The organism is Corynebacterium sp. HMSC30G07 (genome assembly GCF_001806945.1).
Lineage (GTDB): Bacteria > Actinomycetota > Actinomycetes > Mycobacteriales > Mycobacteriaceae > Corynebacterium > Corynebacterium riegelii.
This window is the reverse complement of sequence record NZ_KV786460.1, coordinates 38,142-62,382: the sequence shown is the minus strand read 5'-3', so window position 1 is coordinate 62,382 and position 24,241 is coordinate 38,142. Positions and strand designations below refer to the sequence as shown.

The window sequence follows — 24,241 nt, the reverse complement described above, 5'->3', positions numbered from 1 at the left end:
GGCGCTACCCACCCACATTCGCGTTAGTTAGGCCCCGTAGCGTTGCCGGGGAGAGGTTCGGGATCGCCCGGTAGCGGCCGTCAAGGTAGCGGCGCTCATAGTTTGCACGCGAATCCTTCCTGAAATCCGCCAACGAGTAGACCGTGGTTTTGCCGTCGGAGCCTTTTTCGGTGAACCAGAACGACTGTTCCTTCAGGTTCAGCTCCTGCATCCGCTCCAACAAGTTTGTGCTGTGTGAGGTGAAAAACAGTTGCGCGCCGCCCACATTGATTGTTGTGTCTGTGAAAGCTTCAACGATGAGAAAGAGCAGGTGCTGGTGCAGGTGTGCATCAAGCTCATCAACAACCACCACACCACCGGTCTTTAGCGCTTCTACCAGAATGGTGGCGAGTGAAAACCAGGTAACGGTGCCGTCGGATTGCTCACGTAGTCCGAGCGACATCGTGCCGTCCTCGGATTGATGCTCAAAGATCAAGTGCAGCGCCACAGCCTCCAGATCCTTTTCTGAAAACTCGATGACTCCCCCGTCACCGTCGGAAATCGTCAGCGCAGCGCCTGCCCTAGGCGAAGGATGAAGTTGCTTAAGTGAGGTGGCCGCTGTCTGAAGCTTCTCAACGAGGTCTGGTGGCAACTTGCTTTCATCGAGCGTGACGTTGACTATGCCGGTGTCCGCAGCCGCAAGAAGCTGTCCCACATCATCAAAGTTCATCGCTCCGCTTCGCAGCGCTCGCATCACATTGTGAATACGCTGCTCACGATGCTGATCACTCAAAGCGATGAAACGCAGCGAATGGACGATCGCCTGAGCCAGGGCGCCGAGTTTTCCAAATTGTCCGCGCAATGCAACCGAAAGGTAGAGCTCGCGGGGGTTGGCAAAGCGCAGCACTGCCTGCTCATCTTCGAGCACAACGCGGTTGTTGAACTCGATGGTCTCATCGCTTCGCTCAAAGATTGGGGTCCACCGCTCGTTGGGAACGTAATGCAACCATTCCCCCTCGACACCGTTACTGCCGTATTCGAACCCGTACAGGTACCGCGTTCCGTCTAAAACGAAATCGAGTTCAAAGAAGCTTGGCCTCGCGCCGGCGTCACCTGACGCGAACGGGTAAAACATCACCTCACCAGGATCTTCGAGATCTTGCCAGCGGGTGGCTGAAAGACGGATGGCGCGGGAAAAGTAGCCCAACGCGTCCAGCATGTTGCTCTTTCCAGACGCATTTGCCCCCATCAGCACCGTCACCGGCCGTACAACATCTGCCCACGGGACATCAGGTACCGAGCTTTCGCCAGGCCAGTAGGCAAAATCAATCGTCTGCTCATCAGCGATGCTTTTGAAGTTTCCGGCGGTAAATCGAATGAGTTGCACACCGAAAGGATAACTTAAAAAGGCTTTCTGCGTACTTTTTACGCATTTTCCGTGGTTGGCTACAGCAGTTCGTCCATAAGCAACTTGGTGCTCAGGACCACCACCAGCCCGAGCAGCGCGAACCTGACCAGCTTGGAGCCGCCGGCGAGCACCGTGCGGGCGCCGATTTGCGCGCCGATGACGTTGGCCACCGCAAGGCCGATTGCCAGTGGCCACACCACGTATCCGCCGATGATGAACACGCTGAGCGCGCCGATGTTGGTGGCGGTGTTGACTACTTTGGCCATGGCGGCGGATCGGATGAAGGATTGCGCGAATACGGCGGTGAACGCCATGATGAGGAACATGCCGGTGCCGGGGCCGAAGATGCCGTCGTAGAACCCGATGGCAGCGGCCGCTACAAGGGCCATTGCTTGTCGACGCCCCGTGAACACCCCATCACCGCCCACCCCAAACTCCGGCCGCAACGCCACAAACGCGCCCACGGCTAGGAGCAGGACGATGATGACGGGGCGCACGACGCTATCACTAATCAACGCCACCGCCGCCGCACCACCTGCGCTGGCCGCGCCCGCCGCTAGGGCATAGGACCACGTTGCCTTGGGCACGCCCACTTTGCGCACCAGCGTGATCGCCGCCGACGCCGTGCCCGTGACCGCCGCGACTTTGTTGGTGGCAAGCACCGATGCGGCAGGCATGCCGGTGACGCTCATCAGCACCGGGATCAGCACCAAACCGCCGCCGCCAATCACCGCATCAATCCAACCGGCGAAGGCTGCGGCGATGGCGAGGATGGTGATGGCGGTTGGAGTCATAAGCGCAAAGGGTATCCTAAGCGGCTGTGAACCGTTGGCTTTTCGTAGTACCTGCGTCCGTGGCGCTGGGCGCCCTGCTGAGTTGGGCGCACGTGCCGGCGGCGTGGATCTTGGGCGCGATCATCGCTTCCGGTGCGGCCGCGCTGATTGGCAAGCGTGAGCTTGAAGTCAACGACATCTTTTTCAAGTTCGCCCGCGGCATCATCGGTGTGATGGCGGCCCTGCCGCTGGTTGGCATCCCGCCGGCGGACCTGGTGCGCTACCTTGTGCCCGGTTTGGTCAGCGCGGCGTTCATTATCCTGCTGGCGTTTGGCGGCGGCATCATCCTGGCCAACCACGGGGTGTCCCGTGAGACAGGCGTGTTGTCACTGTTGGCCGGTGGGGCGTCCATCATGCCCGCAATCGCCCACGAGGTTGGTGCGGACGTGCGCTATGTTGCGCTGTCGCAGTACCTGCGGCTTCTGGTGGTGTCGTTTACGTTGCCGCTGGTGGCGTCACTGCTGGGGGCCACCGGCGACGGCAGTTTCAGCGCGCAGCCGACCGAGTGGTGGATGTGGATCCTCGTTCCCGCCATGGCCTTTGTGGGCCAGCCGTTGGGCAAGCTGCTGCGCCTGCCCAACGCACCGATCTTCGGCCCGATGTTGCTCACTGTGCTGGTGGGCTACGTGGTTAAGGTGCCGGTGGTCAGCCCCGCCCCGGTTACTATTGCCGCGCTCATTGCGATTGGCTGGATGGTTGGCGGCGGCTTAAGCGTGCCGGCGCTGAAGCTGTTTTCACGCATGCTGCCGGCCACGTTCCTCTACATCATCATCCTCATGGCCGCCTGCGCTGGCATGGGCTGGGTGATGTCGAAGTGGCTGGGCCTGACCCCGCTTGAGGGCTACCTGGCCACCACGCCCGGCGCGATTGAAACCGTGCTCGCCCTGTCCGCTGAGGGCGGCACCGGCCCAGCCGTGATCACGCTGCAGCTGATCCGGTTGATCTGCGTGGTGCTGTTCGCGGGCTACTTGCCGCAGATCCTTCTGCGGTTGAAGCACCAGCGCTAAGTACACGCTTTCTCACGGCGCTGAGCGGAGCTAAGCGCCGTGGTTGAGCACCTCACACGCCAGCATGTCCATCGGCATTGAGCCCAGGCGCAGCGCCTTGTCGTGGAAACGCTTCAGGGTCATGCCCTGCTCCAGGGCCTTGTCGCGCAGGTTCAGCCAGTCGCGGAAACCAAGGGCGTAGCACGGCGCTTGGCCTGGCCAACCCAGGTAGCGGTCCAGCTCAAACGCCACCTGTGCCTCGCCGAGCGCGCAGTTGTCGCGCAGGAATGCCTTGGCGTATTGGGCATCCCAGATGCCCGATCCGTCGGGGGTGGGTTTTTTGAGGTGCACGCCTACGTCGATAAGCACACGCGCCAGACGCAACCTGCGGGCATCCAGCAACCCCATGCGATAGCCCGCATCCTCAAAATAGCCATGCTCTGCCATGAGGTGCTCGGCGTAGAGCGCCCAGCCCTCGCCGTGGCCGGAGTAGAACAGGTTGCGGCGCAGCAGGTTGATGCTGCGGCGCTGCAGAAGCGCGGTGCCAATCTGCAGGTGGTGGCCCGGCAGGCCCTCGTGGAAAACAGTGGTCAGTTCCTGCCAGGTGTGGAATACCTCTTGGCCGTGCGGCACGGACCACCACATGGTGCCGGGGCGCTCCAGATCGTCTGAAGGCGGGGTGTAGAAGATGCCGCCGGAGCCAGCGCGGTCAATCGCGCACTCCACCTTGTGCAGCTCAGGCGGAACGGTGAGGTCCTCGCCGTTGAGTTCAGCAAAGGCGCGCTCGTTGACTGAGTTCATCCACTCCAGCAGCGCGTCGGTACCACGCAGCTGGTAGCGCGGGTCCTCGTTGAGCTGGCGGTAGGCGGACAGCACGGTCGTGCCAGGGCCATAGAGTTCCGACGCCAAGCGCCCCTGCTCATCCACGGTCTCCGCGAGCTGTTCCTTGGCCCAGTCGTAGGCCTCGTCCCAGTCAATGTCGCGGCCCAGGAAAAGGCCCGCGAAGAGTTCGTAGCGGTCACGGCCCACAGCGTCCTCGTGGGAGGACTGCGGGGACAGCTCTGTGGACAGCCAGTCCGCAAACTCAGCGAACGCGTCCTTGGCGTCCTGCACCGGCGCGCTCTCCGGATCCACGCCGAGCTGCTCCAGCTGGGAGCCGACCTCTGCCAGCGCCTCCGCCTGGTTAATCACAGCATCAATCTGGCGATGCGACGCCACGTTGCCCGTCTGCGCCGCCTCCGCCAAGGACTCCGCATACCCGTGCAGGGCGCCGCGCACCTTGGACAGACGCGAGGCAATCGCCTCAATGTCCTCGGGGGTCTCCTGGCTCATCAGGGAGAAGGAATCGCGGATGGTCTGCAGCGGCGAGTCAATAACGTTCAGGCTGCTGAGCCACTCACCGTTGTGGTGCAGCTCCAGCTCCCTAGTGATGCGGTCACGCACAACGGCGGCGGTGAGGTGGTCGACGTCATCAAAGTCGTCTTCATCGTCCGAGTCATCCGTGGAGTCATTCAGGGCGTCAATGTCCTGGACCAAGTCACGCATGCGCTCAGCCACGGAGTTCCAGAATTCCGGGCTGTAATCTTGCAGCTCACCGTCTAGGCCCTCCATGCCTAGTTGCGTGCCCAGGGTGGGCACGAGCTCCGCAATGTCGTACACGAAGTCCTCGCAGGTAGCGTCAAGCAGAGATGGCTTACGCAAGGGCTCGGATGTTGCAGTCATGGGAAGGCAGTCTAGCCCAAATCGCGTGTTTTACCACGAATCCAGCCTTGCACAGCTTACTACGCGCCGAATGGACAAAGCGGTCTAGAATGGTGTACTCATTATGCATGGCTTTCCTCCGCCCTCAGACCCCCGCCGCCAAGTGCTTGCACCTCGTGCGGCTTGGTCAGCTGACCACCAGGGCCGAACTCATAGAGGCCACCGGACTATCCCAGCCCACAATTACCCGCGCAATCGCCGCACTTTCGCAGGCCGGCTACGTCACCGAACGCTTCGACCTAGCCAAAACGCGCGGCCGCGGACGCCCCACCGTCCCGCTCGAGTTGGCGGAGCTGGAAACCGTCCACGCCGGCATCTCCATCGGCACCGACGCCACCTATATCGCCCTGTTTGACCTGAAAGGCCGCACGCTGCGCTTCGTTGATGCGCAGCTGCCCGTGGCAAAGCTGGACCAAGATGACTTTATCCAGCACATCATGGCCGAGCTGAACAAACTCACCGCCACCATCGACCGCCCCCTGGCCACCGTTGGCGTTACGGCTTCGGGCACCGTGACTACGGACGGCCGGGTGACCGCCCCCAACCTCAACTGGAAAAATGTTGCGCTGGGCGATCAGCTCCGCGAACAATTCTCCGTGCCCGTCCAGGTCAGCTCAGTGTCCGCGGCCATCGTCGGCTCTGAGATGCAGTCCAGCCGCGACCTGGCCACTCCCTCAGTGATGGCGCTGTTCGCGGATGACTCTCTAGCGTGCGCCATTACTACCAACGACGGCGTGCACAACATCAACGTCGAACGCGACGACCTGACCACCTTTGGCCTGCTCAGCACCATTAACAAGCCGGAGATTCGGACGCTGCGCCAGGCGGTGACGGACTCGAAGTACCAGACCGTGACCCGCCCGGCGCTGGACAAGCGCGCCCGCAACCTAGGCCAGCTGGTTGGTGAGCTGTGCACGGAACACAACCCCTCCACGGTGGTCATCGCGGGCAGTGCGTTTATTGATGACCCATTGTCCCCCGCCCCCTTCGCCCAAGCGGTACGCGCAACCGGCGACCACGCAAAGATTGACCTGCGCATGCTGCCCGGCCACCGCGAGATGGTCCGCGACATCGCCCGCGCCGTGGCCCTCGACCTGGTGCTGACCGATCCGCTTAGTCGATCCGCTTGAGCCCGGTGCGGTAGCGCTCGGCCAGCTCAACGTAGCCTTCCGCGTGCTTGATGCGTGCTTGACGAGTTTCCGGATCCAGCTCACGCTTCACCTTCGCCGGCACGCCCGCCGCGATGGAAAACGCAGGGATCTCCTGCTCCTCCAACACCACAGCGCCGCCGCCGATGATGGTGCCCTCCCCCACCACTGAGCGGCTGAGCACGGTGGCGGACATGCCGATCAAACAGGCGTCTTCAATCGTGCAGGAGTGCAGCATTGCCATATGCCCGACGGTGACGTACTCCCCCAAGACCGTCTCGCCACCGGTATCTACGTGGATCACGGAGTTGTCCTGGATGTTGGAGTGGGCGCCGATGGTGATAACGCCGACGTCGGCACGCAGCACAGCCCCCGGCCAAACATTGACATGGGGGCCAAGGGTGACCTGCCCGATCACCGTGGCCTCTGGGGACACCCAGGCGGTGTCATGGATTTGGGGCGTGTGGCCTTCGAAACTGTAGATCATGCCACCAGAATAAGACAGAGCTGTTCATCTCGATTTGGGACACGCCACGGCTAATGGTGTAGGTTAACTGCGTATTCCCGGTTTCTGATGAACCGATCTGTCTATTGGAGTTACAATGCATCTACCAAAATGGGCCACTAGCTTCGGCGCCCAAGTCATCGCAGGCCTCATCATCGGCCTGATCCTCGGATTCATCGCCGCCGGCATGGGCGACGACAACGCGCTCGCCGCAGCCTTGAGCTGGGTTGGCAAAACCTACGTGCAGCTACTGAAACTGCTCATCCCCGCCCTCGTCTTCACCGCGGTGGTCACCTCCATTGCCAACCTGCGCCAAGTCACCAACGCCGCACGCCTAGCAGTGCAAACGCTGGTCTGGTTCGCCATCACCGCGTTCTTCTCCGTGATCATCGGCATCATCGTTGGCCTGGTGGTCAAACCCGGAGTGAACTCCACCGTGGACGCCGCCAACGCCGCCGACCCCTCCTCCACCGGCTCTTGGATGGGCTTCATCAACTCGGTAGTGCCGTCAAACATTTTGGGCTTGAGCGCCAAGCTTAACGACGCCAACGCCATCTCCATCAACTTCAACGTCCTCCAAATCCTGGTGATCTCCCTGCTCATCGGCATCGCAGCCGTACGCGTGGGCAAGGCCGCGGAGCCGTTCATCAACGTTTCCGAATCCCTGCTGAAGGTCATCCAGGAAGTGCTGTGGTGGGTCATCCGCCTCGCCCCAATCGGCACCGCCGCACTCATTGGTAACGCCGTTGTTTCCTACGGGTGGGACGCCTTGGGTTCTTTGGGCAAGTTCGTCTTTGCCATCTACCTCGGCCTCGCACTTGTCATCTTCGTGCTGTACCCCGCGGTTCTGGCCGTGGTTGGTCTACCGGTGCTCGGATTTTTCAAGCGGGTCTGGCCGGTGACCACGCTCGGCTTTGTCACCCGCTCCTCCATGGGCGTTATGCCGGTGACCCAACGCACCACCGAGGAATCCATGGGCGTGCCGCGTGAATACGCGTCCTTTGCCATCCCGCTTGGCGCCACCACCAAAATGGACGGCTGCGCCTCCATCTACCCGGCAATCGCCGCGATCTTTGTCGCCCAGTTCTACGGCGTTGAGCTTGGGTTTGGCGACTACCTGTTGATTGCCATCGTCGCCGTGCTTGGCTCCGCAGCCACCGCCGGCACCACCGGCGCAACCGTCATGCTCACCCTGACGCTATCCACCCTTGGCCTGCCACTTGCCGGCGTTGGCCTCCTCCTGGCCGTGGACCCGATCATTGACATGGGCCGCACCGCCGTCAACGTCACCGGCCAAGCACTTGTTGCCGCCGTTGTGGCCAAGCGCGAAGGCATCCTGAACCAGGAGGTTTGGGACGCCGCCGAGAGCGGCGTTGAGGCTGAGCCGACTGCCGCGGTTGAGCCGGTAGCCACGGCTGAGCCGGTGAATCAAGCCTCCGAGTAACCATGAATTCGATCTGGTCTTGAATCTGGGTCTTGAATCTGGCCCACATGTAACAAATATGCAGGGGAAGATATGCAGGTTCCCTGGTCAGGGCGTTTTTTCAATAAGGCACCCGTTAATGAAAATGGTGCGCGACCTGCAGACCTGCATATCTTCCCCTGCATATCTGTGTTTCCGGGGTGCTGCGGACCCTGCCCGGGGCCGCGGCGTGGATCGCCGGGACGCCCGCCAGGCCGGGCTGCGCCGACCGCACCGACCGTGCCGGCTGCACCAGTGCAGTAATTCCCCGAGCAGTTGCACCCACCTGGGCGTTTCAAAGCAAAACTGCACCAATTTGGAAATTGGTGCAGTCGGTTTCGGGTGCCCTGGGCGTTTCAAGCCCTAGCGCATGAACTGTTGCGCGAACCCCGCGAGCACGCTCAGCAGCGAGACAATCGAGACGATGATGCCGATGATCGTCCGAGCGCCAGAGCTCGAACCACCGCCAAGCGGGCCGGTCGGCGGCTCCTTGTATTCCTGGATGCCCGTCGGCTTCTCGCCATCTCGGGCTGGGCGGTACAGGTTCAGCGCCTGTTTGCCTTCCGGAAGCGCTGCGCCACCCAGGGTATGTTCGCTTGCTTGACCTGCGGAGAAGTCATAGAAATGGCGTCCCTCGTACACGTTGACTGTGCCAAATCCGTAGTAGTGGTATCTGGGGTTAAGTAGCGTGTGAAGGTGGCCGTTCCTCGGGTTGGATTTCCCGTTGGCCCTCTTCAACGCGTCCAGCTCGCCATAGCCCCAACCCTGGGAAATGGCGTCAGCCATTTTGCCAGCCGCAAGAATTTCCGCCCAAGACTGCTTGCCGTCAATGGTGGCAGTCCAAGTATCGTTAGGCCTTACGCGATCGTGCGAAAGCTCGCCCCAGTATCCACCGGTTGCGTACTGCTCCGCTGCGCGCTGGACGGCGATGCGGGTCAAGTTCGCATCAATGTTGACGGCGTTAACGTATTGCTCCTTGGTCTTCAAACCAGCCCTCCCCGCGGCCTCGCGCAGCGAAACACCGTTGAACGGCGGGTTGATGTCCCACATCTCGCCGCGCAGCTTCTTCAGCTGTGGCAGGCCGATGGTGTAGGCCTCGGTGAAATCAAAACGTGAGTTCACGGCTACAGCACCGTCAATAGTCGTGCCAAGTTCCACGCCCGTGACGGGGGCGGGTTCAGCGTTAGCGGTTTGGAGAGGGGCGGCGATGAGGGCGGCGGTCAGCGTTGCCGCGAGAAGACGTTTGCGCATATTCCAACTGTAGCTGATAGGCACCGTAGCCTGCGTAAATAACCATGAAACACAACGGCACTAACGTGAACGCGATGTTGGGGACGCTAAAGAGCCCGTAGGCAACGTTGTCCGCAACAAAGGGCAGCATAAGCACGATCATCGGCACCGCGCCCCACCAGCGGTACACCACACACCCCAGCAGCACGATCCACACCCAGTGGTGATGCCAAGAAAACGGGCTGACCAGGCAGGACGCCATGCCGGTGAGGGCGACGGCGAGGGGGAGATCGTGGCGTCGATAAGCAAAATAGGCTCCAAACGCCGCGATCGCCGTGACCAGAACCGCCAAGAGTAACCACAGGGCGGTGGAGTCAATACCCAGCTCACGGCTGAGCACCTGGCGCAGCGCCTGGGCGCCGGGGTTGTCCGCCACGCCCACGCGATCCGAGTTGAACATGGACTCAGTCCAAAAACGCGCCGCGTCCGGGACCAGCTGAAACCCAACCGCCACCGTGCACAGGAAGGTGAAACCGGCAATGGCGATCGAGCCCCACCGGCCCTGCACCGCCAGCAGCAGCAGGAAATACGCGGGCGTGAGCTTCAGCCCCGCGGCCAGGCCCGTACCAATGCCGGGCAGCCGGTTGCGCGGCAGAAAATCCAGGCACACCAACGCCATCAGGAAAATATTGATCTGGCCGAAATACAAGGTCGCGTGCACCGGCTCCGTAGCCAGGATGAAAAACACCGCAAGCAAGGGAGCATTTATGCTTCTCGACGCCCCGTAGCACACCACCCCCAGCAACACCACAGCCAGCGCATTCCACCAAAACGCAAGGGTCGGCGTGGGCAGCCCGAACCACGAAAACACCACACCCGAAAACGGCGGATAGGTAAACGGCAACCCGGGCAACAGATCCCCGTCATAGAGATCCTGGTGGTTGGCCACCTTCTGCCCACCAAGCAGATACACCTGCAGGTCAGAGGGCACCTCTTTGGTGAAGACGCTTTCCAACGTGCCAGCGTTCACGCTGTAGCGCCAACCGCAAAACGCAATTGCGGCAAGCAGAATCACAGCGTTTATGACGGTCATGGTCGTCATAATCCCACGCCGTCAAGGATTTCATCCAACGCCTCGCCGACATCGGTGCGCCACACCGTATCCGCCTTCACATCCCCACGCCCCGGCCCGCCGTTGATCACGGTGACGGGTTTGCCCTGCTTCGTAGCGTCAATGATGAACTTGTAGCCGCTCATCACCGCAAGGCTCGTGCCGATGGCAATCACGCCCGTAGACTGCGCCAGCCATCGATCCGCCTGCGCCCGGCGCGCCTTCGGCACGTTCTCACCGAAGTACACCACGTTCGGCTTCAGGCGTTCACTTCTGCAGGTCGGACACCCAATCATGGTGAACTGCTCCACGTAGTGTGCGGGCAACTCCACGTCACCGTCTGGGTTGATGGTTAGGTTTTCGTTTTCAACCAGGGTGAGGAAGTGGGGGTTGGCGTGGGTTAAGAGGGCGTCGATAAGCAAACGCTCATGCAACGTATGACAATCCAGGCACACCACATGATCCATGTCCCCATGCAGCGCAATGACGTTTCGGCTGCCGGCCTGGGTGTGTAGGCCATCGACATTCTGCGTGACCAGCCCTGTCAGCAGCCCGGCGCGCTCCAGCTCCACCAACGCAAAATGCGCGCGGTTCGGCGCGGCGGCGCGCATCATGCGGATGCCCACAAACGCGCGCGCCCAATAACGTCTGACCTGTTGTGGCGAATGCGCGAACTCCTGAAACGTCATCGGCCGGCCCTTGGTCAGCCGCCCATTCTTGCTGCGATAATCCGGAATCCCCGACGCCGTGGACACGCCCGCACCCGTGATCACCAGGTTTTTCGGGTTCTGGAGCTGGTTGATGGTTTGCTCCAGCGCCTCCTGTGGCGGGGTCGCCGGCACCGTCTCATGCACCACCCGCTCAATGGACCGCACGGCGCTTTTGTGCGCCATGGCCACGGCCGGGTCATCAAAATCGGTGAAATCTGTACGGTGCATCGTTGTTCAGATTAGTGTGTTGGGCATGGGGGATTGGAAAAAGGAACTTCGGGGACAACTCATAGACATCCGCGTACACCGAACGCTGCCGCGGGAGACACACGAGGCGCTGCAGCGCGGGCGCCTGCAAACGCTATCCACTTCGCACGCCATCGACGCGGTTGCCTACCTGTCGCTGCCCGTCAACCAGCAACACTGGCTGCGCGCCTACTGCGTGGGACTGTCCATGCGCAACGCCGTCATAACCGGTCGCGCCTCCGCCTACCTCAACGACATGTGGGTGGCCAACACACCACTGCACGAAGTGCAGGTAGTGCTCAAATCCGTCCCGCCGCGTCCCAGCTGGCCCGCCGGTGTGCGCTACATCCAAACCACCACCCGCGACATCGTGCGTGGCGACCACATGTCCACCACCAGCCCCTTCCAAACCTTTTTGCACATCGCGCGTTTCGACGGCTTCCCCCACGCCCTCACCACCGCCGACTGGCTCGTGCAGTCTGGCGGATTCTCCGTGGCCAGTTTGCAACGCGAAGTAGCCATGTCACCGCGCGTTCCCGGCATCGGCGTGGCAGCCCGCGCCGCCGCCCACGCCAGCACCCGATCCGAATCCGCACCCGAAGCGTTCATGCGCGGCCTGCTTATCCACGCCGGTTACACCGACCTTGAAGTCAACCCCGTAGTCACCGACAAACGCTACCGAGTCGACCTCCTCCACCGACACCGCCTAGCTGTTGAAATGGACGGCCTAGTCAAAATGGACGGCGCCACCTACGGCCCCACCGACCAGGCGTTTCGCAAGGAAAAATTCCGGCAGGACTACATCACCAACCACGGCATCGACTTCCTCCGCGTCGCCCCCTGGCTTGTGGAGCGCGAACCCGAACGCTTCCTTGCCATGTTCAACGCCGCCGTTAGCCGCATCTTCGGGCCCGACGCGGTGCCGTAACTTGATTCGCGCCGGCGGTCGCGGGAGCGTTCGCGCGTTCGCTCGCGCCGCTTTTCAACAGATATGCAGGGGAAGATATGCAGGTTCCCTGGTCAGAGCGTTTTTTCAATAAGGTGGCCGTTAATGAAAACGGTCCGTGACCTGCAGACCTGCATATCTTCCCCTGCATATTTGTTCTCGGAGGGTCCCGTGGCCGCGCGAGAGCACCGCGCGAGAGCGCCGCGCGAGAGCACCGCGCGAGAGCACCGCGCGGGAGGACCCACGCGGCACCCCTACCGGAACGGGACTTCGCCGATGGTGCGTCGTAACTTGCGGGTGCGCAGGCGTTCGGGGCGGCGGGCTAGTTTCTCCATGGCGCGCACGGCGCACATGACGTGGGCTTCTTTGGAGTTGGCATAGAAGGCCTGGGCACCGGCGGGCAGTTTCGGTACGGCGTGGAGTGGCAGGTCGGAGACGGCCAGCAGCGCGCCATAGGGGATGCGGTAGCGGTATCCGTTGGCGGCGATGGTGCAGGATTCCATGTCTACGGCGGCGGCGGTGGAGCCGCGGAGCCAGTTCCAAAGGTCGCGTGGCGCTTTCCATTCCCAGTTTCTGTCGCCGGTGGATAGGACGGTGCCGGTGCGCATGAGGGAGGTGTCGTCGCCGTAGACCCGGGCGACGGATTTCTCCAGCGTGCGTTGGATTTCGGGGACGGCGGGGATGGGAAGTTCGGGTCGTAAATGGCCGTCCAGCAGGTGGTCGTGGCGTTCGTAGGCGTTGCCAAGGATGAGGTCTCCGATGCGCATGCGGGCGTCCATGCCGGCGCAGTGGCCGATCATGATCCAGGCCTCTGGGCGCAGTACTGCCAGGCAGTCTGTGATTGTTTTGGCGTTGGAGGGGCCGACGCCGATGTTGATCATGGTGATGCCGTCGCCACCCTCGGTGACTAGGTCGTAGCGTGGCATTTGGAATTTGGAGCCGAGTTCGAGGTCTTCGACGGCGACGGTGTCGGAAATGGTTTCGCCCGACGGCAGTACCAGGCGGGTGTAGCGGGAATCCTGGCTGGCCAGTTCGCGCACACCGAAGCGCACGAATTCGGTGACGTGCATGGCGTAGTTGGTGAACAGGATGTATTTCTGCAGGGTGTCCACGTCGATGCCGGTGTAGTGGCGCAGGCGGGCAATCGCCAGGTCGAAGCGTTGGGGGCTGAAGTGGAACAGGGGTTTTTCGTGGCCGTGGAAGGCGTCCCAGTGGCCGTCCACGATCGCGTCATCAACAGCGTCGAGCGCGGGCCGCGGCACGTATTCGCGCGCTTTAGCAGGTAGTTCCCCGAACCCCTCCAGGCCGGGGATGTATTCGGGTGGGATGCACACGTCGGAGTAGGTGACGGTGACGTCGCAGTCGTAGTTAGAGGTCAGGGCGTCAAGTTGGGCGCGCAGGTAGCCGGCCATGAGGTCGGGGCGCGACAGCACGGCGGAGTAGGTGCCGGCTTCGTCGACGTAGCCGAAGGGTTCGAGGCGGTCGATTGGTTGCCAGTGTTTGACGGTTACGGACAGTTTTGGGTAGCGCACGTCGGCGTACCTGTGCCATTCGCCGGTTCTGAGGGTGTCGTGGGCGAGGGTGACGGAGGCGTCGTAAAGCGAGCTAAGCTCCTGCACTGTGTCCATGAAACCTACCGTAGTTACTGCGGGCCTCCCTTCGCCCGAGGATGCCGCACTTGCCCTGCTCAAAGACCTGATCCGCAACGCGTGCGTGAATGATCTCACGCCCGATTCCGGCCAGGAGGTCCGCAATGCGGACACGTTGGAGGAGTTTTTCCGCCAGGGGCTTTTGCTTGCCGACGCCCCGTTGTCCATCCACATCCGCCACTTCGAACCCCACCCGGGGCGCGTGTCCGTGGCGTTTACGATTGAGGGCTCGGATCCTTCCGTGGAGCCGCTGACCCTGCTGGGGCACACGGATGTGGTGCCGGTGGATGCGCCGAAGTGGACGCGCGATCCGTTCGGTGCCGAAGAGGTAGACGGCAAGATTTTTGGGCGTGGTGCGACGGACATGTTGTACATCACGGCATCCATGGCCGCGGCGGTTCGTGACGTGGCGATGCGCGGGGTGCCGCCACGCGGGACCCTAACGTTTGTGGGGTTGGCGGACGAGGAGGCCCGCGGCGGCCTGGGCGCCGGATGGATTGCGGAGCATGAGCCGGAGGCGTTTTCCTGGCGCAACTGTTTGTCCGAGGAGGGCGGGTCCCACCTGCCCGTGGAGGACGGCAGCGACGCGTTGATCGTGGTCGTGGGAGAAAAGGGTGCTGGTCAGCGTCGGTTGACGGTGCATGGGGATGCCGGGCACGGCTCGGCGCCGCATGGGCGCGAGTCCGCGGTGGTGAAGATTGCGGAGGTTGCCCGGCGCGTGGCGGCGTTGGAGCCGTCGGTGACTCGCGACGAGCCGTGGCCCGGATACGTCCGCGCATTCAAGTTTGATCCGGAGACGGAAGCGGCGCTGCTTCGCGGCGAGGGCTACGAGGCGCTCGGCGGGCTGGCCCGTTACTCACACGCCATGAGCCACTTAACGTTGGCGCAGACGGTACTTCGCGCAGGTCAGGCGATTAACGTGCTGCCGTCGGTGGCGTGGTTGGAGATGGATATCCGCCCGCTTCCGGGCCAGACGCAGGAGGATATTGACGCGCTGTTGGTCGAGGCGCTGGGTGATATGGCCGATGAAGTGGACATCACCCACCTGATTACTGAAGACGCCACCGTCTCCCCCACCGACGGCCCCCTCTACCAGGCGATTCTGGACACGTTTGCGGAATTCTTCCCCGGCGTACCGGTGGTGCCCACGTTGGCGGCGGGTGGTTCGGACCTGCGCTTTGGCCGCCGTAAAGGCGGTGTGGGGTACGGCTTTGCCATGCACCAGCGCCACCAGACGTTGGGCAGTGTGCTGGATACGCTGCACAGTCACGACGAATACGTGGAGGTTGAAGACGTCCGCCTCACCGCCCGCGCCTACCGCTCTTTGGTGGAGCGGTTCTGCTTCTAGCGTGCATTAGCGCGTTCGCGCACTTTAGCGCGTTTGCGCGCTGTCACAGGTGACACTTGCGCCACTTCCGTGACATACTGTCGTGCATGCGAAATCCTTTCCCTGCACGCACCCTTGCCCTTGGCGCCGCCGTGGCCAGCACGATTGCGCTGGCACCGGCCGCCCAGGCCGACATGATTGACGACGCTTTGGCGAAACTCCCCTCCGGCCCCATCTCCTGCGACCAAGCGAAGCGCTACTGGACCAACGAGGCGGACTACAACTCCAAGGTCCGCCAGGCGCAGACCGTCGCCCGCTTTGACAGCCGCGGTCCACAGATCCTGAATGCGCTCGCGCGTGTCGACGAAGCCGCCAACCGCTGCGGCCTCAAAGGCAGCGGCAACAACGCTGGTGGCTCCGGCAACGCAGGCGGCGGCACCGCGCAGAACAACCAGCGCGCACCCCAGAACAACCAGGGCCAGCCGCAGCAGCAGGCACCGCGCCAAGGCCAGCAGGGTCAGCCGCAGCAGCAGGCCCCCGCACCGGCAGCCCCCGCACCTGCGGCACCGGCGGCACAGAACACCATCGTGCTCGCCCCTGCCGGCGCGCCGTCCTTCGAGGTCCCGGTCAATGGCGTTGGCACTGTGGTGTTGCCGGATGTCTTGGCGATGCTTCGCCAAGCCCTAGCCGCCATCCTCGACTTCTTCAACGTCAAGGTGCCTGGCATCAACTAACCGCATCAACTAACCGGCTCAACTAACCGCTCAACTAACCCGGACCCCGCGGAAATCTCCCCGGCGGCCCGATGGCACGGCCTCGGGCGCGGCCCGCGGCACCTCGGGAAACACAGATATGCAGGGGAAGATATGCAGGTCTGCAGGTCACGGGCCATTTTCATTAACGGACCTCTTATTGAAAAAACGCTCTGACCATTACTCCTGCATATCTTCCCCTGCATATTTGTTCCGAGAGGGCGGCACGGCCGGGTGGTACGGCCGAGTTGCACGGTGAGAACGTTCAGGACACCGGGACCTAACGCGGGTGTTAGCGCGCTGGCTAGGTCCACTCGTAGAGGGTGTTGCCGTCTGCGTGGATGCGCACGCCCGGGGTTGGCGTGAGCCACGCGTCGAGTTGAATCTGCCGCTCGTCGAAACCAGCGTCGGCGCCGGTGCGGCAGACGAAGCTGATCGTTTCGTTGGTTTTGTCGAGGACTTCGAGGGTGGCGTGGGTGAGGGGGGCGTTTTGGCGTCGGAAAGCAATGAGCTCCTGCCACTGCCTGTAGATCCACCAACCCATCGGGGAGAGCTCACCTGGGTTGTCGGGCAGCGGCGGGCGGACGCTGTCGTCGGCGGCGAAACCCTCCGTGCGCAGGCCCTCGAAGCCCTGCTCATCGCCGTAATAGATGCTGGGCATGCCCGGCACCATCATGAGAATCGCCATGGCCAGCGGCAGCTTGTCCTGCCCCACCTTGGACGCGATCCGGTCCACGTCATGGTTGCCAATGAACGTGTTGGTCAGCACCTGCTGGGCGATTGCGTTATGACGCTCAAGCGCATGCGCAAGCTCCCAAAAATTCCCATCTACCAGCGAAGACCAGATGCCCTTCCACAGCTCATACTGCGTGACGGCATCCAGGGTGCCGGCTTGGGTGATTTCGGCGTAGTTGCCGTGGATGACCTCGCCAAGAAACATCGCATGCGGGAACTCCTCGCGGACCCGGGCGAGCACCTCGCGCCAGAACTCGGGCGGGACGGAATACGCAACGTCCAGACGCCAACCCGCAATACCGCGGCGTAGCCAGTGGCACATGATGTCCACCACGTGGTCCTTGACCCGCTGGTCAGCGTGGTGAAGCGTGGCCAACTCAGCGTGGCCCTCCCAGTCCGTATCCCCCGCCAAGCCCTCTGCCACCCACGGGTGTGTGCGGGCGACATGGTTGAACACGCCGTCCAACATCACGCGGATGCCGCGCTCGTTGCAGGCGGCCATGAGGTGATCGAAGTCCTCGTTAGTGCCCAGGCGGGAATCGATTGTGTAGTAATCCAACGTGTCATAACCGTGGCCCACTGACTGAAAAATCGGGCCGAGGAGCAGGCCGTTGCAGCCCAGCTCAATCAGGTAATCCAGCCACGCCTCCAACTTGGGCAGGCGGTGGGCGGCATCCTGCGGGTTGTCCCCGCGATCACGAATCGGCGCCCCCGTCGCACCGAGAGGATAGACGTGCCACCAAATTGTGTTGTCAATCATGCTGGCCAGTCTAGGGGCCAAACATAGCCAGCGGGATCACCGCAACTCCATCCGCGCGCCGATACGCCCGCGTCCCGGTAGTCAACACTACGGTGTCCACCACATCCTCTGGAAGTTGCTCGCGGAACCACAGCAGGTGTCGCACATCCTCATCATCCACATCCACGCTGAGCTTGACCTCAATGGCAATGATGTCCCCGTCCGCGTTCTGGACAATCAGATCAATTTCCCGGTCCCCCTTGGACGTGCGGAAATGCGATACATTGCCAAACACTGCCTGCGCAGCAACCCGAGCCGACAATGTAGCAAGCGACTCAAACAGCGGCCCCAGCATGTAGTTAAAGCGGGTGCTTAATTTCTTCGCCGGAATCTTCAACAACCGCAGCACAAACGCAGGGTCCGCCAGCTGGTGCTTCGGCGCACGTGCCAAACCGGCAAACGGTGATCGACGGAAATCCCATGCAGGCACCGGATCAAGCATCCAAATCTCTGCAAGTTTTTCGCGGTACTTCATGGTGGTGGTCTTTGCTGGCTTGTCCGCGTCCCCAGGCGTAGCCGCGTCCAGAATCTCCTGGTAGCTCGTCGTGGTAGAGCTTGCCGCCGCGTACGCCGCCAGCCAGTTCATTAACGACGCCGCATTGCGCACCGTATATCCCTGATCCGGCAAGTCCCTATCCACAATCCGCGCTAAATAGGAATCCAGCTGCTGTTCCCTCACCAGCTGGGGTGCCTGCATGAAGCCAGGGAAACCACCGCTGGCAATGGCTTCGATGTAATCAGTCAGCGTTTTCTCCGTGGAACCGCTGATCTCAGCCGTCCCTTGAAAGAGGTCCCGCAAACCAATAGTTGCCTGCCATCCAGGGCGCTCAAACAAAGCCAGCGGGCGCATGCGCAACGAAATGATTCGAGCGGCGCCACTATGCGTATCAGTGCCTGTCACCGGAGTCGCGGAACCCGTCAGCAGAAAGCTACTTGCCTCCGCGCCATCATCCACCGCTCTACGCACCCGGTTCCAGGACTGTGGTTCTACCTGCCACTCATCAATGAGCAACGGTTTTGGAAACGAGCCAAACGAAGGATCCGAGGCCAACGCAGCGGCATCCGCGCTTTCATCCAACCTCAGCACCGTCTTCGCCCGGCGCGCGGCTGTCTCTGTTTTGCCGACGCCCTTTGGACCCTCGATGGCAATCGCAGAAACGTACGGTAAGAGCTGGTCAAGCTGCATGTCCACAACTCTTGTCAAGTAACCCATAGCGCGAACGCTACCAATTTTCCGTTCTGAACGCTACTTATTTTCCGTCGTGAACGCTACTTATTTTCCTGGTTGAAGACTACTTATGTTCCGCACACAGCCCGTTCGCGGCCCACAAGCTGCCTACAAGCGGTCTAGCACCATGTTCAGCGTTTCGTTGGCAGCCGCGATGTTTTCATCGGTGACCACGGTGAGGTTGACGTTGACCTGCGCACCGTTTTTCACAGCGACCGTGTTGTAGACGTCAAGAGGCTCAAGGCCTGAACCATCATCCTCAATTCGCTGGATAATCGCGTACCCATTCTCCACGTTGCCCTCAAACGGAAGCTCCTCGATGCTCACGTGCATCGTCCCAAGCTCCGGTGCGGTGTAGGAGTACTGCTGGCACTTGGAGAAGTCTGACGGGTCCCACGTAGCGTCGATGCCGTCTTTGAGTGCGTCCCTGCTGAACGCGACGAGGGAGAACCCGTCCGTCTGCAGGTCACCAATAGTCATCGTTTCCAAGCTCAGCTTTTCGGGGTCGTAATCCTCTGCGTTGCTTTCAAACGCCTCCGCACACTCGGGTGGATCAAACTGCGCGTCATAATCAACCTCTGTTTCCCGCGCTTGTCGTATGTAGTCCTCAATCCCCTCCTGCGAAATTGCGAGGACTTGCTGGCCTTTGTAGGTAACGCCGTCTAGAAGCTGCGAGAAATCCACATCCGGGGCGGCAGATGTTTCGGTTGTTGCGGCGTCCGCTGCACTAGTTTCAGCAGACACTGCCGGCGCTTCCGGGGATTCTGGCGCTGCAGCTTCTTGGCCACCAGTGCTGCAGCTCGCCGCGAACAACAGCGAGGCTGTAAAGAGGGTGCTTCCAATCTTCTTGAACGTGCGGGAAGTCAACATGTTGCTCCTTTGGGTTCTGGATGGGTTCTGGAGGTTACAAGCGGTCTACAAGCGGTCGAGGATCATGTTCAGGGTTTCAAACCCGGCGTCGATGGATTCTTGGTCCACTGCCGTATGAGACAGCGTGACGTAGGCGTCGTCCTTCCACGCGGCTGTATAGAACATTTCATATTCCATGTCGTCGCTCTGGCTGGTCTGGATATGGGCGTAGCCTCTGTCGCTATCGCCCTTGAACGGAAGCGCCTCAATGTGGCTCTGTATGGTGCCGTACTGCGTTGTAATGGAGTAGTCCTGGCATGTTTTGGCCAATTTCGGATCATCCTGGGGCAGCTTCTTCGCCTCCGGGTTGAGGTAGGCGTCCTTGTTGTACACCCTGACGGAAAACCCATCGGTCTCAGCAGTAGCAACTGTGAACGTTTCTGGGGATAGCTTTTCAAAATTATATTTCAGGCCATCGCCCCCATACAGCGGTCCGCATTCGGGTGGGTCAAGCTGTATTTCGAACCCGCCCGGTCCCCATTCACCGAAAGTTTGTATCGTCTCTTCCAGCTCCTCCGGCGAAGCCACAACAACTGGCTGCCCTTTGTACGTGATGCCCTCAAGAAGCTGCGGGTAAGGCACAGCCGAGGCGGCAGGTGCGGCAGATTCTTCGCCACCCGTTTCCCCACCAGTGCTGCATCCGGCCGCAAGCAGCAGCGAGGATATTACGAGGACACTTCCAAACTTTTTGCACTGGCGGATGGTGGACATGTTGCTCCTTTGGGTTCTGGAGGTTACAAGCGGTCTACAGGCGGTCGAGGACCATGTTCAGGGTTTCAAACCCAGCGTCGATAGATTCCTGGTCAACCGCCGAGTGGTAGAGCGTGACAAAAGCGTCGTTTTTCCAAGCGGCTGTGTAGAAGCCTTCATACTCCATGCCATCGCTTTCGGTCACCTGCTTGTGGGCATAACCTCTGTCCGTATTGCCCTTAAACGGAATCGGCTCAACGTGGATATGTATGGTGCCCTGATCCGATGTGACGGAGAAGTCCTGGCATGCTTCCGCTAACTCAGGGTCATCTTGGGGTGTCTTTTTCGCCTCGGGGTTGACGTATACGTTCTCGCTGTAAACCCTGACGGAAAAGGTGTCGAGCTTGACTGCACCGAACGCGGTCTTATCTAGAGACAGGTTTTCAAGATCAAGCTCGTGGCCCTGGTCGCTATACAGCTCGGCACATTCGGGTGGGTCAAGCTGCTCCTCATACCCTTCCGCTTCCGAGGCGAGGAAGGCTTCTAGCATCTCTTCCATGTCTTCCTGTGGAGCTGGAATAATCGGCTCGCCTTTGTACGTGACGCCGTTAAAAAGCTGCGAGTACGGCACAGCGCCTTCCCCACCAACGCTGCAACCGGCAGCAAGCAGCAACGCAGAAGCGACGACGGTCGCCCCCAGCATGTTGGGCGTTCGGGAAGGAAGCATGCGCCCTATTTTCCACCAGCATCGGCGTCTTCGCCACGCTTCAGCCAAGGCTGCAGCCCCTTGGCTAGACGCTCGCGCCAGCCTTTCGCCGCATCCGCATAGCCTTTCTCCTCCGATCCGGCACCTCTGCGCGTGAGGCTGACTTTGGTTTGGCCGGAGCCGGACTCGTCGTCGTGGAAGTCGAAAACCAGCTCGGCGTCATCGTCTTCGTCGGCTTTCCACACCACGCGGGTGCCGTCGTCGGACTCCTCCACATCCGCAGATTCAAACTCAGCAAACCCGTCAAACCCGTCAAACTCACTGTCCTCGCCGTCGAACCACTCGTTCGGCTTGGTAAAGGCGCTAAACACCTCGTCGCGTGAGCCGGGTACGGAAAACGACGTGGTGAATTCGCGGATGGCACGCGCGGTGGTGCCGTCGGAAAACTCGTAGTCGCTCATCGCCTGGTCTGGGTCGTAGATGGACACGTCCACGCCCTGGTCCCTAAACTGCATCAGGCCATCCTTGATCAGGTCGCGGCCCGCCTTGTTAAAGGAGGTCACGCGGGAGACATCCAGGACGAGGCGGGGGGCTAAACGCATGCGTCGTAACGCATACAAGTTCTTTTCTGCAATAGCGAAGTTGATCATGCCTTGCAGCTCCACCACCGTCGCGCCGTCCACACTGGACACGGAACGTATGCCCGGCGCGAAGTAGAAGTTCGAAGACACCAGGTTCAGATCCAGCGCGCTGGACAGCTCCCGGAACAGCTTCACGCCGCGCACCGAATTGCCCTGCGCATCCAGCCGGGGGCTGAGCGAGGCAATGCCAAGCTGTCCCGGCATCGTGCCAATCAAACCGCCCGCAACGCCGGACTTCGCCGGGATACCCACGTTGACCATCCAGCGGCCGGAAGCGTCGTACATGCCGGCAGAGACCATCACCGCCTGCGTGACCCGGCAGGCCTCAGCGGTCAGGATCTTCTCCCCCGTCACCGGCTGCGTACCTCCGTTTGCCAGGGTGGCGGCCATCAGCGCCAGATCCTTCACCGTGACCAGCACGGAACACTGGCTGATGTAGCTGGACACGGCCTCATGCGGCTGGTCAGTAACCATGTCCGCCTCCCGCAGCAGGTGCGCCAAGGCCATGTTGCGGTCCGCGGTGGACATTTCAGACTCAAAGATCTCCTGGTCCACCGCCAGCTCGCGGCCCGCCAGACGGGAGAAGTAGTCACGGATCTTTTCCACTCTCTTATCCACGGCCATCTCAGGACCGCCAATCAACTGATTAACCGTAATGGCACCCGCGTTGATCAGCGGATTCGCCGGACGCCCCTTGCTGTCCAGGGACAGCTGGTTGAACGCCTCACCGCTGGGCTCCACGCCGACGTACTTGTGCACCTCTTCCGCGCCGTACATGTCCAACGCCAACGCGTAGACAAAGGGCTTGGAAATGGACTGGATGGAGAACTCATAGTCGGTGTCGCCGGCGGAGTACACGTGGCCGTCGATAGTACAAAGCGCCAACGCCAACTTGTCTGGGTCGGCGTTTTTGAGTTTCTCGATGTAATCGGCGCGCTCACCAGAATCCTGGTCGCGCACCGCATCCAACATGGTGTGAAGGTACTGCGTTACCGGCGATGTCATGTAGCCGAGTCTAGGTCCGAAGCCGTCTTCGGGTTTTTATAGAAACACACCCAGGTGATGAGGCCGAACAGCAGCGAAATTCCTGCAACCAGCCACAACACGTCCTGGTATGCGTCAACGTACGCCGCCTCGTACCCCATGGTCGGCTCCCCCAGCGCCAGCCAGCGTGCCATCAGCGCACCGGTAATGGCCACGGTGATCAGCGCGCCGAACTCGTAGGCCACCTCCTCCACGCCGGCGGCCATGCCGGAGCGGTGCGCGGGTGCGGAGCCGATAATTGCCGTGGACGCCACGCTCATCACCAAACCCAGACTGAACCCAAGCAGCGCCAGCGCGAGGATCTCCAGCGGCAGGGAGCCGGACTTCTCCCCAGCGATGAGCAGAAGCGTACCGACGCCACCGCCCACGAACCCACCCGCAATCAACGGCAGAAAACCAACACGGTGCAGGTTTGCGCCGCCGAGGATGGACGCGGGCAGTGCACCAAGCGCCATCGCAATGATGACAAGGCCGGCGTGCAGCGGCGAATAGCCATTAATCAGCTGCAGCTTCTGCACTGTATGCAGCTCCGCACCGATGAAGACGAACATGCTTCCGCCCGCCGCAATCACGCCACCTAAAAAGATCGGGGAACGGAAAATATCCAGTGTGAGCAGCGGATCCGTCAGGCGCTGCTGCCGGTAGTGGAACAGCAGGCCGAACAAGAGCATCGCCACCACAGCAGCCGCCATGACCACGGTCGTGCGCTCCGGATTCGCCGCCTGCTTAATGGCCACGGTCAGGCCAAGCAGCGTGATCAGGGAGTAAATGGAAGACGGTGCGTCCCACTTCTTCGCCTTATTCGCCACATTCGGCGGCGCGAGTACCGCCGTAGCCACCAACGCGATGATGACCACCGGCACGTTGATCAGAAACAGCGAGCCCCACCAGAACTTCGCCAACAGCAGCCCACCAATCACAGGGCCCATGGCATTACCCACCACTGCGACCGCGCTCCACAAACCAATCGCCGTGTTGCGTTCCTGGCCGTACGGAAATGTCAGGCTGATTAGCGCCAACGTTGCCGGCATCATCGTCGCCCCACCGATGCCCAGGAAGGCGCGAGCCGCGATCAGCATCTCCGGCGTCGGCGAAAACGCCGCCATAAGCGAGGCCGCACCGAACACAATCAGCCCCACCATGAACATCAGGCGGTGCCCCACCCGGTCCCCCAGCGTGCCCGTGCCCAACAGCAGGCCGGAGAGCACCAGCGGGTAGGCATTAATGATCCATAGGGCTTGGCTTTGCGACGCCCCAAGCTGCTCCGTAATCGACGGCAACGCCGTATACATAATCGAGTTGTCCAAACTGATCATGAACAGACCCAGCGAAATGATGGCAAAGAACATCCAGCGCTGGCGCTTTTCGGAAGCGTCGGAAAATGGTGAAGGCGTGTTCATAGTGGGAGTATTTTCGTCCCTGTTTCGGCGTGCCGC

The 24,241-nt window shown here is 61.4% G+C and carries 21 protein-coding genes; 6 read left to right on the top strand and 15 right to left on the bottom strand.

The annotated features are described in order from the left end of the window. Positions 1-4: 4 nt before the first annotated feature. Together HMPREF3104_RS05170 and HMPREF3104_RS05165 are read right to left on the bottom strand one after the other, a co-directional pair. Positions 5-1,366, bottom strand: coding sequence for an AAA family ATPase (locus HMPREF3104_RS05170; RefSeq protein WP_070494674.1), 1,362 nt, complete (start codon positions 1,364-1,366; stop codon positions 5-7). Positions 1,367-1,425: 59 nt separating this feature from the next. Next, on the bottom strand, positions 1,426-2,181 hold the full coding sequence (locus HMPREF3104_RS05165) for a TSUP family transporter (protein WP_070494673.1): 756 nt from the start codon (positions 2,179-2,181) through the stop codon (positions 1,426-1,428). Positions 2,182-2,207: 26 nt separating this feature from the next. Here HMPREF3104_RS05165 and HMPREF3104_RS05160 point away from each other — a divergent pair, with 26 nt between their 5' ends. Beyond that, a complete protein-coding gene (locus HMPREF3104_RS05160) occupies positions 2,208-3,227 on the top strand; it encodes an AbrB family transcriptional regulator (RefSeq protein WP_070494672.1) in 1,020 nt (339 codons plus the stop codon). A 30-nt stretch (positions 3,228-3,257) separates the two neighbouring features. On the opposite strand, the gene HMPREF3104_RS05155 is transcribed toward HMPREF3104_RS05160, so the two are convergent. Continuing rightward, positions 3,258-4,928 carry a DUF885 domain-containing protein gene (locus HMPREF3104_RS05155; RefSeq protein WP_052205634.1) on the bottom strand — a complete coding sequence of 557 codons (1,671 nt, stop codon included), beginning with the start codon at positions 4,926-4,928 and terminating at the stop codon, positions 3,258-3,260. A 107-nt stretch (positions 4,929-5,035) separates the two neighbouring features. Here HMPREF3104_RS05155 and HMPREF3104_RS05150 point away from each other — a divergent pair, with 107 nt between their 5' ends. Then, positions 5,036-6,097 (top strand): ROK family transcriptional regulator, encoded by a 1,062-nt coding sequence (locus tag HMPREF3104_RS05150; protein ID WP_141738140.1) that lies wholly within the window; start codon positions 5,036-5,038, stop codon positions 6,095-6,097. Here HMPREF3104_RS05150 and HMPREF3104_RS05145 read toward each other — a convergent pair. Continuing rightward, positions 6,081-6,602 carry a gamma carbonic anhydrase family protein gene (locus tag HMPREF3104_RS05145; RefSeq protein ID WP_070494670.1) on the bottom strand — a complete coding sequence of 174 codons (522 nt, stop codon included), beginning with the start codon at positions 6,600-6,602 and terminating at the stop codon, positions 6,081-6,083. The genes HMPREF3104_RS05150 and HMPREF3104_RS05145 overlap by 17 nt on opposite strands. A 115-nt stretch (positions 6,603-6,717) precedes the next feature. Here HMPREF3104_RS05145 and HMPREF3104_RS05140 point away from each other — a divergent pair, with 115 nt between their 5' ends. Beyond that, the gene (locus HMPREF3104_RS05140) at positions 6,718-8,064 is read left to right on the top strand and encodes a dicarboxylate/amino acid:cation symporter (RefSeq protein ID WP_070494669.1); all 1,347 of its coding nucleotides are present in this window, start codon (positions 6,718-6,720) and stop codon (positions 8,062-8,064) included. Positions 8,065-8,445: 381 nt separating this feature from the next. Here HMPREF3104_RS05140 and HMPREF3104_RS05135 read toward each other — a convergent pair whose 3' ends face one another. The 3 genes from HMPREF3104_RS05135 to HMPREF3104_RS05125 are packed head-to-tail and all read right to left on the bottom strand — an operon-like array spanning position 8,446 to position 11,361. Then, positions 8,446-9,333 (bottom strand): CAP domain-containing protein, encoded by an 888-nt coding sequence (locus HMPREF3104_RS05135; protein WP_141738139.1) that lies wholly within the window; start codon positions 9,331-9,333, stop codon positions 8,446-8,448. Then, positions 9,266-10,405: a glycosyltransferase 87 family protein gene (locus HMPREF3104_RS05130; RefSeq protein WP_168156358.1), complete on the bottom strand. Its 1,140-nt coding sequence runs from the start codon at positions 10,403-10,405 to the stop codon at positions 9,266-9,268. Before HMPREF3104_RS05130 ends, HMPREF3104_RS05135 begins: the two co-directional genes overlap by 68 nt. A gap of 5 nt (positions 10,406-10,410) precedes the next feature. Continuing rightward, the gene (locus tag HMPREF3104_RS05125) at positions 10,411-11,361 is read right to left on the bottom strand and encodes a Sir2 family NAD-dependent protein deacetylase (protein WP_070494666.1); all 951 of its coding nucleotides are present in this window, start codon (positions 11,359-11,361) and stop codon (positions 10,411-10,413) included. 25 nt (positions 11,362-11,386) lie between these two features. Between HMPREF3104_RS05125 and HMPREF3104_RS05120 the strand changes: the two genes are divergently transcribed. After that, positions 11,387-12,307, top strand: coding sequence for a hypothetical protein (locus tag HMPREF3104_RS05120; protein WP_141738138.1), 921 nt, complete (start codon positions 11,387-11,389; stop codon positions 12,305-12,307). Between the two features lie 272 nt (positions 12,308-12,579). On the opposite strand, the gene amn is transcribed toward HMPREF3104_RS05120, so the two are convergent. Beyond that, positions 12,580-13,953: an AMP nucleosidase gene (gene amn, locus HMPREF3104_RS05115; RefSeq protein ID WP_070494664.1), complete on the bottom strand. Its 1,374-nt coding sequence runs from the start codon at positions 13,951-13,953 to the stop codon at positions 12,580-12,582. On the opposite strand from amn, the gene HMPREF3104_RS05110 reads away from it, so the two are divergent. Then, the gene (locus HMPREF3104_RS05110; protein WP_070494663.1) at positions 13,952-15,322 is read left to right on the top strand and encodes a M20/M25/M40 family metallo-hydrolase; all 1,371 of its coding nucleotides are present in this window, start codon (positions 13,952-13,954) and stop codon (positions 15,320-15,322) included. The two genes, amn and HMPREF3104_RS05110, sit on opposite strands and share 2 nt — an antisense overlap. Before the next feature lie 86 nt (positions 15,323-15,408). After that, positions 15,409-16,035 carry a hypothetical protein gene (locus tag HMPREF3104_RS05105; protein WP_070494662.1) on the top strand — a complete coding sequence of 209 codons (627 nt, stop codon included), beginning with the start codon at positions 15,409-15,411 and terminating at the stop codon, positions 16,033-16,035. Positions 16,036-16,357: 322 nt separating this feature from the next. On the opposite strand, the gene HMPREF3104_RS05100 is transcribed toward HMPREF3104_RS05105, so the two are convergent. The 7 genes from HMPREF3104_RS05100 to HMPREF3104_RS05070 form a co-directional block, all read right to left on the bottom strand. Then, the gene (locus HMPREF3104_RS05100) at positions 16,358-17,548 is read right to left on the bottom strand and encodes an alpha-amylase family protein (RefSeq protein WP_070494661.1); all 1,191 of its coding nucleotides are present in this window, start codon (positions 17,546-17,548) and stop codon (positions 16,358-16,360) included. A gap of 10 nt (positions 17,549-17,558) precedes the next feature. Beyond that, on the bottom strand, positions 17,559-18,800 hold the full coding sequence (locus HMPREF3104_RS05095; protein ID WP_052205646.1) for an ATP-binding protein: 1,242 nt from the start codon (positions 18,798-18,800) through the stop codon (positions 17,559-17,561). 123 nt (positions 18,801-18,923) lie between these two features. Further along, positions 18,924-19,685, bottom strand: coding sequence for a hypothetical protein (locus tag HMPREF3104_RS05090; RefSeq protein ID WP_070494660.1), 762 nt, complete (start codon positions 19,683-19,685; stop codon positions 18,924-18,926). A 45-nt stretch (positions 19,686-19,730) separates the two neighbouring features. Further along, the gene (locus HMPREF3104_RS05085; RefSeq protein WP_070494659.1) at positions 19,731-20,435 is read right to left on the bottom strand and encodes a hypothetical protein; all 705 of its coding nucleotides are present in this window, start codon (positions 20,433-20,435) and stop codon (positions 19,731-19,733) included. A gap of 34 nt (positions 20,436-20,469) precedes the next feature. Then, the gene (locus tag HMPREF3104_RS05080) at positions 20,470-21,141 is read right to left on the bottom strand and encodes a hypothetical protein (RefSeq protein WP_141738137.1); all 672 of its coding nucleotides are present in this window, start codon (positions 21,139-21,141) and stop codon (positions 20,470-20,472) included. A 5-nt stretch (positions 21,142-21,146) separates the two neighbouring features. Then, positions 21,147-22,766, bottom strand: a complete 1,620-nt coding sequence (locus tag HMPREF3104_RS05075) for a glutaminase (RefSeq protein WP_070494657.1) — start codon at positions 22,764-22,766, stop codon at positions 21,147-21,149. Continuing rightward, positions 22,763-24,205: an MFS transporter gene (locus HMPREF3104_RS05070; RefSeq protein ID WP_070494656.1), complete on the bottom strand. Its 1,443-nt coding sequence runs from the start codon at positions 24,203-24,205 to the stop codon at positions 22,763-22,765. Before HMPREF3104_RS05070 ends, HMPREF3104_RS05075 begins: the two co-directional genes overlap by 4 nt. Positions 24,206-24,241 lie beyond the last annotated feature (36 nt).

What these genes read in the sequence shown, in the direction of transcription:
- HMPREF3104_RS05165 (WP_070494673.1), bottom strand. Translation starts at nt 2,181, where the DNA reads ATGACTCCAACCGCCATCACCATCCTCGCCATCGCCGCAGCCTTCGCC.
- HMPREF3104_RS05155 (WP_052205634.1), bottom strand. Translation starts at nt 4,928, where the DNA reads ATGACTGCAACATCCGAGCCCTTGCGTAAGCCATCTCTGCTTGACGCT.
- HMPREF3104_RS05150 (WP_141738140.1), top strand. Translation starts at nt 5,036, where the DNA reads ATGGCTTTCCTCCGCCCTCAGACCCCCGCCGCCAAGTGCTTGCACCTC.
- HMPREF3104_RS05145 (WP_070494670.1), bottom strand. Translation starts at nt 6,602, where the DNA reads ATGATCTACAGTTTCGAAGGCCACACGCCCCAAATCCATGACACCGCC.
- HMPREF3104_RS05140 (WP_070494669.1), top strand. Translation starts at nt 6,718, where the DNA reads ATGCATCTACCAAAATGGGCCACTAGCTTCGGCGCCCAAGTCATCGCA.
- HMPREF3104_RS05135 (WP_141738139.1), bottom strand. Translation starts at nt 9,333, where the DNA reads ATGCGCAAACGTCTTCTCGCGGCAACGCTGACCGCCGCCCTCATCGCC.
- HMPREF3104_RS05130 (WP_168156358.1), bottom strand. Translation starts at nt 10,405, where the DNA reads ATGACCGTCATAAACGCTGTGATTCTGCTTGCCGCAATTGCGTTTTGC.
- HMPREF3104_RS05125 (WP_070494666.1), bottom strand. Translation starts at nt 11,361, where the DNA reads ATGCACCGTACAGATTTCACCGATTTTGATGACCCGGCCGTGGCCATG.
- HMPREF3104_RS05120 (WP_141738138.1), top strand. Translation starts at nt 11,387, where the DNA reads ATGGGGGATTGGAAAAAGGAACTTCGGGGACAACTCATAGACATCCGC.
- HMPREF3104_RS05110 (WP_070494663.1), top strand. Translation starts at nt 13,952, where the DNA reads ATGAAACCTACCGTAGTTACTGCGGGCCTCCCTTCGCCCGAGGATGCC.
- amn (WP_070494664.1), bottom strand. Translation starts at nt 13,953, where the DNA reads ATGGACACAGTGCAGGAGCTTAGCTCGCTTTACGACGCCTCCGTCACC.
- HMPREF3104_RS05105 (WP_070494662.1), top strand. Translation starts at nt 15,409, where the DNA reads ATGCGAAATCCTTTCCCTGCACGCACCCTTGCCCTTGGCGCCGCCGTG.
- HMPREF3104_RS05100 (WP_070494661.1), bottom strand. Translation starts at nt 17,548, where the DNA reads ATGATTGACAACACAATTTGGTGGCACGTCTATCCTCTCGGTGCGACG.
- HMPREF3104_RS05095 (WP_052205646.1), bottom strand. Translation starts at nt 18,800, where the DNA reads ATGGGTTACTTGACAAGAGTTGTGGACATGCAGCTTGACCAGCTCTTA.
- HMPREF3104_RS05090 (WP_070494660.1), bottom strand. Translation starts at nt 19,685, where the DNA reads ATGTTGACTTCCCGCACGTTCAAGAAGATTGGAAGCACCCTCTTTACA.
- HMPREF3104_RS05085 (WP_070494659.1), bottom strand. Translation starts at nt 20,435, where the DNA reads ATGTCCACCATCCGCCAGTGCAAAAAGTTTGGAAGTGTCCTCGTAATA.
- HMPREF3104_RS05080 (WP_141738137.1), bottom strand. Translation starts at nt 21,141, where the DNA reads ATGCTTCCTTCCCGAACGCCCAACATGCTGGGGGCGACCGTCGTCGCT.
- HMPREF3104_RS05075 (WP_070494657.1), bottom strand. Translation starts at nt 22,766, where the DNA reads ATGACATCGCCGGTAACGCAGTACCTTCACACCATGTTGGATGCGGTG.
- HMPREF3104_RS05070 (WP_070494656.1), bottom strand. Translation starts at nt 24,205, where the DNA reads ATGAACACGCCTTCACCATTTTCCGACGCTTCCGAAAAGCGCCAGCGC.